This window comes from Serratia sp. PL7 (assembly GCF_945957435.1).
This window is the reverse complement of sequence record NZ_CAMFLB010000002.1, coordinates 113861-126058: the sequence shown is the minus strand read 5'-3', so window position 1 is coordinate 126058 and position 12198 is coordinate 113861. Positions and strand designations below refer to the sequence as shown.

11 protein-coding genes are annotated in these 12198 nt (G+C 55.2%); 6 read left to right on the top strand and 5 right to left on the bottom strand.

Going from position 1 to position 12198, the window contains the following annotated elements:
* The first annotated feature begins 95 nt into the window (after window positions 1–95).
* Window positions 96–1235 carry a serine hydrolase domain-containing protein gene (locus N6G83_RS14995; RefSeq protein WP_409529715.1) on the top strand — a complete coding sequence of 380 codons (1140 nt, stop codon included), beginning with the start codon at window positions 96–98 and terminating at the stop codon, window positions 1233–1235.
* 39 nt (window positions 1236–1274) lie between these two features.
* On the opposite strand, the gene N6G83_RS14990 is transcribed toward N6G83_RS14995, so the two are convergent.
* Both N6G83_RS14990 and manA read right to left on the bottom strand, forming a co-directional pair.
* Window positions 1275–2834: a YdgA family protein gene (locus N6G83_RS14990; RefSeq protein WP_211136859.1), complete on the bottom strand. Its 1560-nt coding sequence runs from the start codon at window positions 2832–2834 to the stop codon at window positions 1275–1277.
* Window positions 2835–2969: 135 nt separating this feature from the next.
* Window positions 2970–4148: a mannose-6-phosphate isomerase gene (manA, locus tag N6G83_RS14985; protein ID WP_098931206.1), complete on the bottom strand. Its 1179-nt coding sequence runs from the start codon at window positions 4146–4148 to the stop codon at window positions 2970–2972.
* Window positions 4149–4352: 204 nt separating this feature from the next.
* On the opposite strand from manA, the gene fumC reads away from it, so the two are divergent.
* Window positions 4353–5750 (top strand): class II fumarate hydratase, encoded by a 1398-nt coding sequence (fumC, locus tag N6G83_RS14980; protein WP_024530512.1) that lies wholly within the window; start codon window positions 4353–4355, stop codon window positions 5748–5750.
* 41 nt (window positions 5751–5791) lie between these two features.
* Here fumC and N6G83_RS14975 read toward each other — a convergent pair whose 3' ends face one another.
* Window positions 5792–6448 carry a peroxiredoxin-like family protein gene (locus tag N6G83_RS14975; protein ID WP_211136860.1) on the bottom strand — a complete coding sequence of 219 codons (657 nt, stop codon included), beginning with the start codon at window positions 6446–6448 and terminating at the stop codon, window positions 5792–5794.
* A 106-nt stretch (window positions 6449–6554) separates the two neighbouring features.
* On the opposite strand from N6G83_RS14975, the gene N6G83_RS14970 reads away from it, so the two are divergent.
* The 3 genes from N6G83_RS14970 (at window position 6555) to N6G83_RS14960 (ending at window position 8586) form a co-directional block, all read left to right on the top strand.
* Window positions 6555–7442: a LysR family transcriptional regulator gene (locus N6G83_RS14970; protein WP_211136861.1), complete on the top strand. Its 888-nt coding sequence runs from the start codon at window positions 6555–6557 to the stop codon at window positions 7440–7442.
* A 3-nt stretch (window positions 7443–7445) separates the two neighbouring features.
* Window positions 7446–8132, top strand: a complete 687-nt coding sequence (locus N6G83_RS14965) for a helix-turn-helix transcriptional regulator (protein ID WP_024530509.1) — start codon at window positions 7446–7448, stop codon at window positions 8130–8132.
* Window positions 8133–8214: 82 nt separating this feature from the next.
* Window positions 8215–8586 (top strand): VOC family protein, encoded by a 372-nt coding sequence (locus N6G83_RS14960; RefSeq protein WP_024530508.1) that lies wholly within the window; start codon window positions 8215–8217, stop codon window positions 8584–8586.
* A gap of 89 nt (window positions 8587–8675) precedes the next feature.
* Here N6G83_RS14960 and tus read toward each other — a convergent pair whose 3' ends face one another.
* Together tus and N6G83_RS14950 are read right to left on the bottom strand one after the other, a co-directional pair.
* Window positions 8676–9611, bottom strand: a complete 936-nt coding sequence (tus, locus tag N6G83_RS14955) for a DNA replication terminus site-binding protein (protein ID WP_211136864.1) — start codon at window positions 9609–9611, stop codon at window positions 8676–8678.
* Between the two features lie 148 nt (window positions 9612–9759).
* Window positions 9760–11016, bottom strand: coding sequence for an MFS transporter (locus N6G83_RS14950; RefSeq protein WP_178380943.1), 1257 nt, complete (start codon window positions 11014–11016; stop codon window positions 9760–9762).
* A gap of 144 nt (window positions 11017–11160) precedes the next feature.
* Between N6G83_RS14950 and N6G83_RS14945 the strand changes: the two genes are divergently transcribed.
* Window positions 11161–12063: a LysR family transcriptional regulator gene (locus N6G83_RS14945; RefSeq protein WP_199063097.1), complete on the top strand. Its 903-nt coding sequence runs from the start codon at window positions 11161–11163 to the stop codon at window positions 12061–12063.
* The last annotated feature ends 135 nt before the right edge of the window (window positions 12064–12198 follow it).

The following is a 12198-nucleotide window of genomic DNA, read 5'->3' as shown; positions in this document are numbered from 1 at the left end:
GATAATCCCAACTTAATGATTCATTAAATTTTAGCCTATTTAATTTAATGATCAAAACCGTAGACTGGCCTGATTACCTTAAGAGGATCACAGTTATGGCTCAGGCATTGACACAACGGATAGAGGCAGTCAATCAGCAGGCGATCGCCGAAGGGCGGATCGTGGGTAGCGTGGTGCTGGTGGCTCAACAGGGGACGGTGATTTACGCAGGTGCCAGCGGCTATGCCGATCGCGAGCAGCGGAAACTCATGCAGTGTAATAGCCAATTCCGGCTATCTTCGGTCTCTAAACCCTACATCACGCTGGCAGCGATGCGCATGATAGAGCAGCAACTGCTAAGTCTGGATGATGCCGTTAGCCGTTGGCTACCGTGGTTTACTCCGGCGTTGCCGGATGGACGACGGCCAGCGATCGCTATTCGCCACCTGTTAACCCACACTGCCGGGTTGGATTACCGGTTCAAGCAGCCAGAAGGCGGGATCTACCAGCGGTTGGGGATCCACGACGGCATGGAGATATCCTCGTTAACGCTGGAGCAAAATCTCCATCGGCTGGCGCAGGCGCCGTTGCAGGCAGAGCCGGGTAGCGAATTCAGTTACTCATTGGCAATTGACGTATTGGGTGCGGTACTAGAGCAGGTGGCTGGTATGCCTTTGCCACAGCTATTCGAGCGTTGGATTGGCCAACCGCTAGGGCTGGGGAATACCGGTTTTTATACGTTGAACGCCGATAAGCTGGCAACGGCATATTACAACGCTGAACCGCAACCGGCAGCGATGTATGACGGTTTTCTGCTGAGGCTTCCTGAGGAGTTTGGTTTTGACGTGGAGTTTTCGCCTTCGCGAGCGCTTGACCGCCACGCTTATCCTTCGGCTGGTGCGGGGATGGTTGGTGATGCTGATGATGTGTTGCGCCTGGTGGAGACGCTGCGTAATGGTGGCGACGGAGTTTTGCAGCCAGAAACCGCCGCATTGATGCGTCAATCCCATGTCGGAGCACAGGAAGAAATTCAGGGGCCGGGTTGGGGCTTTGGTTTTGGTGGCGCGGTGCTGGTGGATGCCGCATTGGCAGCAACGCCACAGAATAATGGCACTATGCAGTGGGGCGGCGTGTATGGGCACAGCTGGTTTTACGATCCGGTCGCAGAGTTGAGCGTGGTGGCATTGACCAACACTGCGATTGAGGGAATGAACGGTTTATATCCCGTGCAGATCCGCGATGCGGTTTATGGTTAATAAAAAAGGGGCCAGATATCACCTGACCCCAGAAGGTTTTTATTGCCCTTGCAGAGTGGGTTGCTCTGGTGCCGGAGTGGCATCCTGCTGATCGGGCTCTGGAGCACTATCTTCTTCTGGTGCGGAACCGCCGCCCAGCATCCCGAACATACCCACGAACTCCTGCAGCGACATTTTGCTGCCGTTCAGCTCAATCTGATTATCGGCATACTTGAAGCTGCTGCCAATCACGTTATCTTTCAGCGTGGTGATCTTGAACATCTCGCCCATCGCTGCCAGGCTTTTCACCTGCTGTTCGGCCTGCTGCTGTGCTTGTTGCGCACTGGCACCTTGCAGCTGTGCCGCCTGAGCCATGGTTTCCTGCGCCATAGCTACCGGAATAGTCAACTGCGCGTCGATTTTCTTGACCGAACGGGCAAGCTGCTGATCCGGAGATTCGGCAGCAGCGCCAGCCTGTGCGGGATCCAGCAGGTCGAGGTTAAGGGTAAAGGCGCTTTCACCCTTGGTGTTTTTCCAGCTCAGCGGTGCGATGCTGATGGTTGGGTTGCCTTTCAGCAACAGTGGCAGGTTTTGCACCAGCATCTCAGCCGTTTGCTGCTGGTAGGCTTCTGGCGACAACGTTTCGGCCTGCTGCAGCAAGGCCATGGCCTGCTGATTGTAACGATCGGCAAACTCTTTCAGCCCTTTACCGTCCAGGTTGTCGATTTTCAGCAGCAGTTTTCCCGCACCAAAATCGGTACCCTGAATTTTCAACGCCGCCATGGTGTAATCCAGCTGGCCTGCGAGGCTGTTGCCTTTCTCGCCGAACTGGCTGGCCAGGTTGAAGCCTTCCATCGTCATGGCGTCTTTACCGTCGACAGCCACGGTCAGTTGCTTCATGCCCAGCGCTTGCTCACCCAAGCTCAGACCGTACTGGCCCAGATGGGTGTTGCTTTTGAGCGTCAGCCCTTGCATCGTCATCTGTTCGTTCTGGCCGGACTGGTTCGGGCCACTGATCACCAGGCTGTCACTGCTGGCGTCCAGGATAGCTTTTTGCATGTCCTTGCCGACATCCGCGTCAATTTTTGCACCGCTGAATTTCAGTGAGGACTTATCTTTCTGGTATTCCACCGGGATCACATCGATGGAACTGGCAACATCGCCGCTGTAGGCAATGCGTGAATCGGCGCTGAACAGCGACTTACCTTTGGTGATTTCAAACAGGGTTTTGACTTTTGGCGTGTTTTCCAGCTCGGTATGTACCGAAGCCATGCTTGGGATCAGGTTGAATTTTTTCAACTGGGCCAGCGGGAATGGGCCGTGATCGACGGTTTCAATGAAGGCCACTTCTTCGCCGGACTTCAGCAGGGCATCGTCGGTGGTGATGCTACCATCGGCACGCAGCACAAAACGGGCTTGGCTGCTGAAAATCCCGCGTTGGTAGTTTTCATAGCTCATCTTGACCCCAGCCTTAGGCAGTATGGTTTTCAACTGGCTATTGGCTGTGTCTACCATTTCCCCCATCCGTTGCTCGATAAGCTTGCCGGTGTACCAAGAGGCTCCAGTCCATGCTGCGCCGAGCACCACAATGACGCTGACAGCGACTAACGATTTTTTCATAGTTCTGTTATTCCTTTGTTAAGCCGGTAGAGGGCAGGGCGACCAATTGGGCCTGCGAAAAAACGCCCGTAGGCGTTTTATTGTGTAGGTAAACTAATCATCTTAGCAACTTATTTACCTATATTTTACCGTCAATTAGGACAACTGATTATAAACGCGGGCGATACGGCCACTCCCGGTGACGTTAACCGGGGATTCAAAGGCGGCAATAAAGCAGGATTCACCTGGCTGCAAGATGACCTGTTGGCCCTGTTTCTCCAGTGTTGCTTCACCTTCTACGCAGAATACAATCGCCGCACTGTTTTGCGCCAGTGGCTGCGGTGTGGCATCGAGATCGTGTAACGAGAAGGCAAAGTCCTCAACGGGGATCGGGAAGAACAGTTCTTTGCCACGTTGCTCTGGCTGAGTCAACAGGCCCGACGCTGGTTGTGGGCGGAACTGCAGATTGGCCAACAGTTCAGGAATATCGATGAATTTTGGCGTCAGACCTGCGCGCAGCACGTTATCCGAGTTTGCCATCACCTCCAGCGCGACGCCGTTCAGATAGGCATGTGGGGTCTCGGCATACAGGAACATGGCTTCACCCGGTGCCAGTTTGACTACGTTCAACAGCAGCGGAGAGAACAGGCCGCTATCGTCGGCATAGAAACGCGCGATAAAGCGGATGGTGTCCCAAGGCTCACCCTGCTGGTTGTTCAAGGCGGCTTTCAACACGCCAAGCGCCAGCGTTTTTTGCTCACCGCTCATCCCCAGCAGGCTGGCAAACAGGGTCGCCAGGTGGGCAGTATCCGGCTGTTGCAGGAAAGCGGCGATATCGTGATGTGCGCCGGAAAGCGGTTGTAACAGCGCAACGATATCGTCCAGTTCGCGGAAGCCATTCATTGCCAGGAACGGCGTCAGGGCAAACACCAGCTCCGGCTTGTGATTCGGATCCTTATAGTTGCGCTCAGCGGCATCAAACGGAATACCGGCGGCATTTTCTTTGGCAAAGCCCACCTCTGCGGCACTCTTGCTCGGGTGGACCTGGATGGAGAGGGGTTGGTCGGCACACAGCACCTTAAACAGGAACGGCAGTTCACCAAAGCGTTGCGCCACTTCGGTACCCAGCTGTTTCGGCTGGTCGGTATCAATCACCTCACGCAGAGAGCGCAGGTTCCCCGCCTGATCGGCGACCTGTGAGCTGCTTTTAGGGTGGGCACCCATCCACAGTTCGGCCATTGGCTTGCCTGTCGGGTTGGCAATGCCATACAGCTTGGTTAACGCATCAACGCTGCCCCAGGCGTAGTTTTGGATGGCATTTGTCATTTTTTGCATGATCGTATCCCTGCTTTCTCAAGAAAATTGCGCTAAGTAAACAATGTGGCGCAGGCGCATGCAAGCCAAGATGGCTAAAAATGCTCTTTGCTCTGGACGTTAATGCGAATAGTTATTATCTGTCTATACTGAGGTGGCTCGCCAACGGGTTGTCACTCGTTGGCATTTCCCCTTCATTTTAGGAATTGTGCTAAGGAGACAGTGATGGCAGGCGTTCGGATTGAAAAAGACTCAATGGGCCCCATCGAAGTACCCGCCGACCAACTATGGGGCGCGCAGACTCAGCGTTCGTTGGAACATTTCCGTATCTCGTCAGAAAAAATGCCCCCGGCGCTGATCCATGCGTTGGCGATGACCAAGCGTGCGGCAGCCAGCGTCAATATGGATCTGGGGTTGCTGCCAGCAGAGCGGGGCAAGGCGATTATCCAGGCTGCCGATGAAGTGCTGGCGGATAGGCACCCCAATGAATTCCCATTGTCGATCTGGCAAACCGGTTCCGGCACCCAGACCAACATGAACATGAACGAAGTGCTGGCCAACCGTGCCAGCGAGTTGCTGGGGGGCGAACGCGGTGAAGCGCGGCGAGTGCATCCCAACGACGACGTCAACAAAAGCCAGAGTTCCAACGACGTTTTCCCTACCGCAATGCATGTGGCAGCGGTGATCGCGGTACGTGAGCATCTGATCCCTGAGCTGAAGGCGCTGCACCGCACGCTGCATGCCAAGGCGGAAGCTTTCCACGATATCGTTAAAATCGGCCGCACCCATCTGCAAGATGCTACACCGCTGACGCTAGGCCAGGAAATCTCCGGCTGGGCGGCGATGTTGGAATATAACCTCAAACATATCGAAGCCAGCATCCCACATCTCAGTGAGTTGGCCTTGGGGGGGACGGCGGTGGGGACCGGGCTGAATACTCATCCCGAATACGCGGTGCGTGTGGCGAAGGCGCTGGCAGAACTGACCGGGCAGCCTTTTGTCACCGCGCCGAACAAGTTTGAAGCCCTGGCAACCTGCGATGCGCTGGTACATGGCCACGGTGCCTTGAAGGGATTGGCCGCCTCGTTGATGAAGATCGCCAACGATGTGCGCTGGCTGGCCTCTGGCCCACGCTGCGGCATCGGTGAAATTTCTATCCCAGAAAACGAGCCGGGCAGCTCAATCATGCCGGGGAAGGTCAACCCAACGCAGTGTGAAGCCATGACCATGCTCTGTGCGCAGGTGATGGGCAACGACGTGGCGGTGAATATTGGCGGCGCGTCCGGTAACTTTGAGCTGAACGTATTCCGCCCGATGGTTATTCACAACTATCTGCAATCTATTCGTTTGCTGGCAGATGGGATGAGCGGCTTCAATGAGCACTGTGCGGTGGGGATTGAACCAAACCGCGAACGCATCGGCCAGTTGCTTAACGAGTCGCTGATGTTGGTTACCGCCTTGAATACCCATATCGGTTATGACAAGGCGGCGGAAATCGCCAAAAAGGCCCACAAGGAAGGATTGACGCTGAAAGCCTCGGCGCTGAAGTTGGGCTATCTGACCGAGCAGCAGTTTGACGAATGGGTGCGGCCAGAGGAGATGGTCGGCAGCATGAGGAAATAACGCCAAAGGCCAGGCGCTGTGATAGCGCCTGGCAATGCGGCTCACCCCTTCAGCAATGAAACCAACGCCCACGGATCCGCACGCTGGGTATAATCCGGGTTAACTTCTGCATAAATGATGTCACCGCCAGGCGCGATAACGAAGCGGGCAGGCATCGGCAATGTCCAACCACTTTCGTCGTTAAGCTTGGTCAGGTCGATACCCAAGCTGTTGATGTACAGCTCGACAAGTTCATCCGTCAACGAGAAACGTAAACCAAACTGTGCTGCCAGGCTATTGCCGCTATCCGTCAGTAAAGGAAACGTTAAGCCATGCGCTTGCTGCATTTGCTGGCCGTTAACCGGCAACTGTGGCGAGATGGCCACCAGGTTGGCACGGTCACGCAACTCGGGCAGAACGGCCTGCAGTGCCTGGAGGTCGATATTGCAGTATGGGCACCATCCTCCCCGATAGAAACTGACGACCAGCGGCCCTTGTGCCAGCAATTGCTGGGAAGAGACTGGGTTACCCTGGGTATCCGGCAAAGTAAACTCAGGGGCGCGATCACCGACCGACAAGGCGTTGTTGGCCATTTCTGTACTGATAAGCTCGTCGATACCCTGACGCAAGAGTTCATGATCCGAGGGCGCAAGCTTGAAGGGCAGTTGGCCTGCTTCAAAAGCGGCCTTGAATGCGTCGAGCTGATCCTGAAGTTTCATGTTGTTCCTTAAGATAACGAATGGACAGCAACCAGTTTGCCTATTGTCGTTGTATGGGGGTAGAGTGCGGTGATCACTAATGGTTATTCCAACGGGGAATGGCAGGATGGACAAGCTAGGCGACTATGCTACCTATATCAGCGTGTTTGAGGCGGGATCGTTTTCCGTTGCGGCCCGGCGGCTTAACGTTGGTCAACCGGCGGTATCCAAGGCGATTGTCCGGTTGGAACAACAGCTGAATACACGCTTGCTACTCCGCTCTACTCACGGTTTAAGGCCGACGGAAGCTGGGCAACAGCTCTATCTGCGGGCCAAGCATATCTTGCATGAGGTCGCGGAAACCGAATCGGCCGTGTCAGGCGTGGCCGAGGTATTAACCGGTCGGCTGCGGGTCGCTTCGTCTGCAGTGTTTTCCCGCCTGATTGAACTGCCGGACTTGAGCCAGTTTCTACACGACAACCCGGAGTTGGCAATGGATCTGCTGCTTGATGAGGGCGAGCTGGGATTGATCGCCGAGGGGATCGATATCGCTTTGCGTGTTGGTGATTTACCCGACTCTGCTTTTACCGCCCGCAAATTGGGTTCAGCAACGCAACGCGTTATCGGGGCCCCGGCGTATTTTGCCGGAGCAGGGATGCCCCAAATGCCACGGGAATTGCTACAGCATGATATGGTGATCCATCACCGTGCTGGTGGCGCTGAGGAGTGGCTGTTCACCCATGAACAACAACAGCAACAGGTCCGATTGCAGGGCCGGGTGCGCGTGAGTGCTACCGAATGCTTACGTGAAATGGTGGTGGCTGGTTTTGGTGCGACGGTAGCCTGTGAAGGGCTGTTTCGTAGTGAATTGCGTGAGGGCAAGGTGGTTGCCGTCTTGCCGCAATGGCAGTTACCACCGTTGGCGCTGTGGGCGGTGTTTCCCAGTGGGCACTTCATCTCGGCCAAGGCCCGTGCCTTTGCCGACTTTATTCAACAACTGCTGCAACGAGAGTAACCCATGTCCCGCACTCAACGCCTGCTCGATCTGATGCAGATCCTGCGCCGCCATCGTTACCCGGTCGCCGGGCATTCCCTGGCCGAAGAACTTGGGATCAGCATGCGCACGTTATACCGTGATATCGCCACCTTGCAGCAGCAGGGGGCGGATATTGTTGGTGAAGTGGGGATCGGTTATGTATTACGGCCGGGATTTATGCTGCCGCCGCTGATGTTCTCGCAAACTGAGATCGAGGCGCTGGTTCTGGGGATGCGCTGGGTGGAACGCCGGGGTGATAGCCAACTTGCCGGGGCGGCGACCAATGCGTTGGCAAAAATTGCCGCCGTGTTGCCTGCGGAACTGCGTGAAGAGCTGGATGCCAATACGCTGCTGATCGGCCCGGTGCCTACTGCCTATGTGGCGGATGAGACCCTGGTGACGATCCGTGAAGCCATCCGTTTAGAGCGTAAAATCAAGGTGGAGTATCGGGATTATGCCGGTAATGGCAGCGAGCGTATCTTGTGGCCGTTTGCCATGGGCTACTTTGAACAGGTGCAGATCCTGATGGCCTGGTGCGAATTGCGTGGCTCGATACGCCATTTCCGCCTTGACCGTATTGGCCGCTTAACGCTGTTGGAGCTACGTTACCCGCGTGGCCGCCGGGCATTGATGAAGCTGTGGCGGGAAAGTGAGGGCATTGCCCAATGACCCTACTGCCATAAACTGACAGTAGGGTGCACTAGAGTGACGTTATCAGGAGCCAGCCGGTTCCCATCCAGAGGATAACGTAATGACTACCCCAAGCATGACCATGATTTATGTCGATAGCCCAGCAAAAAGCGCCGAATTTTATCGCCAGTTGTTGGGAGCCGAACCTGTCGAGCAGTCTCCCACCTTTGCCTTATTTATCTTGAGTAATGGTTTCAAGCTGGGCATGTGGTCAAAACATACCGTAGAGCCTGCTGCAACGGCGACCGGTGGCGGTACAGAGATCTGTTTTATGTGCGAACAACCGCAACAGGTCGATGCGCTCTATCAACAGTGGCGGGATAAAGGATTAACTATTGTGCAATCTCCGGTCGAGCTGGACTTCGGCTACACCTTTGTTGCCGCCGATCCCGATGGTCATCGGCTGCGTGTTTACAAGCTTAACGACGAGTAATTACTTTCGCAGCTCGATTTGACGTGCAGGGGCACACATGCTGTGCCCGTTCAACCCAATACCCTGATAAACCGATTTACGTCCGTTAATTATCCCTCAATATCGGTATACAGATGCAGGCGTTTTACCAGCAGGCGCAAGGGTTTAGCCTCCGGCTTATATTTGTGTTTTACCGCTGCCACGTCGTAATTGAGCAGTTCACCGATCTTTGGCACCTGTGTACCCATCTCTGGTTGGCACAAGGCTATCAGCGGTAGCGGGCAGGGGTGTTGCACCTGCTTTTGCTGCGGTTGATACCATACGCGCGCTATGGGTTGCACTTTCACTGGCCGTTTTATTTTTAGCGTCGCGTTCTGCGGCAGGCGGCTGACGTCATCTATTTCACGGCTGACCAGTTCCGCCCATTGTTCGCGGTTGAAGGGCGGAACGGCGCGCCCGGCTTTCAGGCTTTTCTCCAGCTGCACCAAGATATCATCGCGCTTCACCTTCTTGATGATGTGCTTGTTGGCCCAGCCAAAACGCACCGAGTCCGGGTTGGTGAGCAGGGTAATGGAGCGATAGGCGCTGAGGGTGATCAAACCATGCAGGTGGGTATGCACAAACTCAAAGCGTTGCTCAGGTGCCAGGCCAGATTCCACGGTAATGATATGTTCCAGTTCTGCCTTAAGCCGGTTGATTAGGGCGATCTGCTGTCGTAGCGCCAGATACTCGGCTCTTTCGGTCTCAAGGCAAATGACACCGGGTAATCTTACCGCCGCCTTGCTGCTGATATGCTGGCGGTTGTGGTGGATAAACAGCCGTTGGTAGTGTTCCAGGGCAAGGTCACGTGCAGCCTGGCCTACATGCTGCTCAACGCTGATCTGTTCGATAGCGGTATGCTCCTTACCTTTTTCAATTTCTGGCAGGCTGAACACCCTTGCTGCCAGCAACCTCAACGGCTGGATTTGCTGGTGGAGTTGCGCCAGCGCCTGTTCCAGCTCGCTAAAACGCGCATTCATTCTGCCGATCAGGCTGTACTTATCCATCATCACCTCGCACTTTAGTTACAACATCCATTGTAGGGCAGTGTAACCAAGGTGGCAACTTCGGCCACATCATCATCATTAACCACGAGTGAACCAAGCTAAGCAGGGAGGTAATGTGACCCCTCCCAGAGCGGAAGGGGTCTGGAGGCTAGCTACGCGCAGCTTCCGGCAATTTCTTCAGGTAATGGCCAACCAGCAGGGCCAGCAACAGCATCACGCTGATAAAAGCGACTACGCCGCTCCAGCCAAAGTTATGCCAGAACACGCCGCCCAACGTCCCGGCAACGCTGGAACCAACGTAATAACAGAACAGATAGAGCGAAGAAGCCTGGCCTTTGGCGCGGCGTGCGCGGCGGCCAATCCAACTGCTGGCAACCGAGTGGGCGGCAAAGAAACCGGCGGTGAACAGCATCATGCCAATAAAGATCACTGTGACAGGGGCCAGGGCGGTGATCAGTATTCCGATCAGCATAATGATAATGGACGCCAGCAGCACCGGGCCGCGGCCAAATTTGGAGGTCAGGGCACCCGCTTTGGGTGAACTGTATGAACCGGTGAGATACACCACTGACAACAGGCCCACAATGGCCTGGCTAAGATGATAAGGATCGCTCAGCAGGCGGTAGCCAATGTAGTTGAACATCGTCACAAAGCTGCCCATCAGCAGGAAACCTTCGGCAAACAGCAGCGGCAGCCCCTTGTCGTGCCAATGCAGCTTAAAGTTAATCAGCAACGTCCTAGGCCGCAATGAACTGGCGCGGAAGTGCTTGGACGCTGGCAGAATGCGCCAGAACATGCAGGCTGCTGCCAGGGCAAACACCCCAATCACCGCCAGCGAGATCCGCCAGGAAAAGAAATCGGTGAGCACCCCGGTTACCAGGCGGCCACTCATCCCACCGATCGAGTTGCCGCTGATATAGAGGCCCATAGAAAAGGCCACGAAGCTGGGGTGGATCTCTTCGCTCAGGTAGGTCATACCGACTGCCGCAACCCCGCTCAGCGAAAGCCCAATCAGCGCCCGCATCAGCAAGATGCCGTGCCAACTGGTCATAAAGGCACAGATCAGAGTACAGATCGCCGCCAACAGCAGGGCCACCACCATCACCGACTTGCGGCCGATAGCATCGGACAGCGGGCCGGTAAACATCAGACCGATGGCCAACAGCCCAGTGGAAAAGGAGAGGGAAAGGCTGCTCTCGGCTGGGGAGATGCCAAAATCTTGCGAAAGCACCGGCAAGATCGGTTGCACACAGTACAGCAACGCAAAGGTAGCCAGCCCTGCAGAGAACAGCGCCAAGGTCACGCGCATAAACTGCGGTGTACCGCGTTCGATGTAGGGGAGTTTATTCAACGTGGTGCGTTTGGTTGTTGGGGCACTGTCAGGGGCAGGCAGCGTTTTTGGCATACTGGCCGCAGAACGCGAAGCGGTTGTCACAGCGGTTCCTTACCGGGTTCGGGAGATAAAAAATACGTCTTGAGTCACAAAATCATAGGGAGCGGCCAGTTTTTTGTCTAATATATTAATCATCCTAATTAAGATGTTTAAAGTATGAATATCGAGCTCAGACATTTGCGTTACTTTGTCGCCGTCGCCGAAGAGCTGCATTTTGGCCGGGCGGCGGAGCGGCTACGGATTTCCCAGCCGCCCCTAAGCCAACAGATCCAAGCACTGGAGGATATGGTGGGTGCGCGTTTGCTGGCGCGCAATAACCGTAACGTCAGCCTGACCCAGGCGGGTGAGATGTTCTTGAAAGAAGCCTATCAGGTGCTTGCCCAGGTCAACCGGGCTGCAGAGAAGGCAGCCCGCCTGGAGCGTGGCGAACTGGGTGAGCTGACGATTGGCTTTACCTCCTCGGCTCCTTTTATCAGCGTGGTTTCCCGTAGCTTGCGGGCCTTTCGCCAGTTATCACCGGATGTGCATATCAAAATGCGCGAGGTGAACACCAAGCAACAGCTTGAGCCGCTGCTCAACGGAGAACTGGATCTGGGCGTGATGCGCAATACCCGCCTGCCGGATGCGCTGCAACATCAGCTGTTATTACGCGAGCCCTTGCTTGCCGTGGTGCCGAATGGTCACCCGTTAACCCTTAAGGCTCCAGGCACGCTGCGTTTCAGCGATTTGGCCCAGGAACCCTTCGTGTTCTTTTCCCGTGAAGTGGGCACTGCGCTGTACGACGAAATTCTGGCTTTGCTGGCCAATGCTGGTATCGCCCCTTACATCACGCAAGAAGTGGGGGAAGCGATGACTATTATCGGTCTGGTCGCTGCCGGGTTAGGGATTTCCATTTTGCCGATGTCATTTGGCAGAGTGAAGATCGATGGGGTGACCTATCTCCCTTTGGCCGAGCCGGAGGCGATGACCGAGGTCTGGTTGGTGCACCATCGTAGCAGGCCGTTAACGGCAGCGGCCAAGGCGTTAATGGCGCTGATGCTCAAGCCCAAAGCTGTGTAAATAAGAGGCGTTTTTGACGGAAAGCTCGGTGAATTTGTGCTGTTAATCACATAACGAATCAAATAGTTGACGCTGTATTCCAAAAGCCCCACCATAGCCTCTAATCTTTATTTAGAAGCGCGAAAAATAGTAGGA

Bases quoted from the DNA above. Each gene is read 5' to 3' on its own strand.
- N6G83_RS14995 (WP_409529715.1), top strand. From the start codon at position 96: ATGGCTCAGGCATTGACACAACGGATAGAGGCAGTCAATCAGCAGGCG.
- N6G83_RS14990 (WP_211136859.1), bottom strand. From the start codon at position 2,834: ATGAAAAAATCGTTAGTCGCTGTCAGCGTCATTGTGGTGCTCGGCGCA.
- manA (WP_098931206.1), bottom strand. From the start codon at position 4,148: ATGCAAAAAATGACAAATGCCATCCAAAACTACGCCTGGGGCAGCGTT.
- fumC (WP_024530512.1), top strand. From the start codon at position 4,353: ATGGCAGGCGTTCGGATTGAAAAAGACTCAATGGGCCCCATCGAAGTA.
- N6G83_RS14975 (WP_211136860.1), bottom strand. From the start codon at position 6,448: ATGAAACTTCAGGATCAGCTCGACGCATTCAAGGCCGCTTTTGAAGCA.
- N6G83_RS14970 (WP_211136861.1), top strand. From the start codon at position 6,555: ATGGACAAGCTAGGCGACTATGCTACCTATATCAGCGTGTTTGAGGCG.
- N6G83_RS14965 (WP_024530509.1), top strand. From the start codon at position 7,446: ATGTCCCGCACTCAACGCCTGCTCGATCTGATGCAGATCCTGCGCCGC.
- N6G83_RS14960 (WP_024530508.1), top strand. From the start codon at position 8,215: ATGACTACCCCAAGCATGACCATGATTTATGTCGATAGCCCAGCAAAA.
- tus (WP_211136864.1), bottom strand. From the start codon at position 9,611: ATGGATAAGTACAGCCTGATCGGCAGAATGAATGCGCGTTTTAGCGAG.
- N6G83_RS14950 (WP_178380943.1), bottom strand. From the start codon at position 11,016: ATGCCAAAAACGCTGCCTGCCCCTGACAGTGCCCCAACAACCAAACGC.
- N6G83_RS14945 (WP_199063097.1), top strand. From the start codon at position 11,161: ATGAATATCGAGCTCAGACATTTGCGTTACTTTGTCGCCGTCGCCGAA.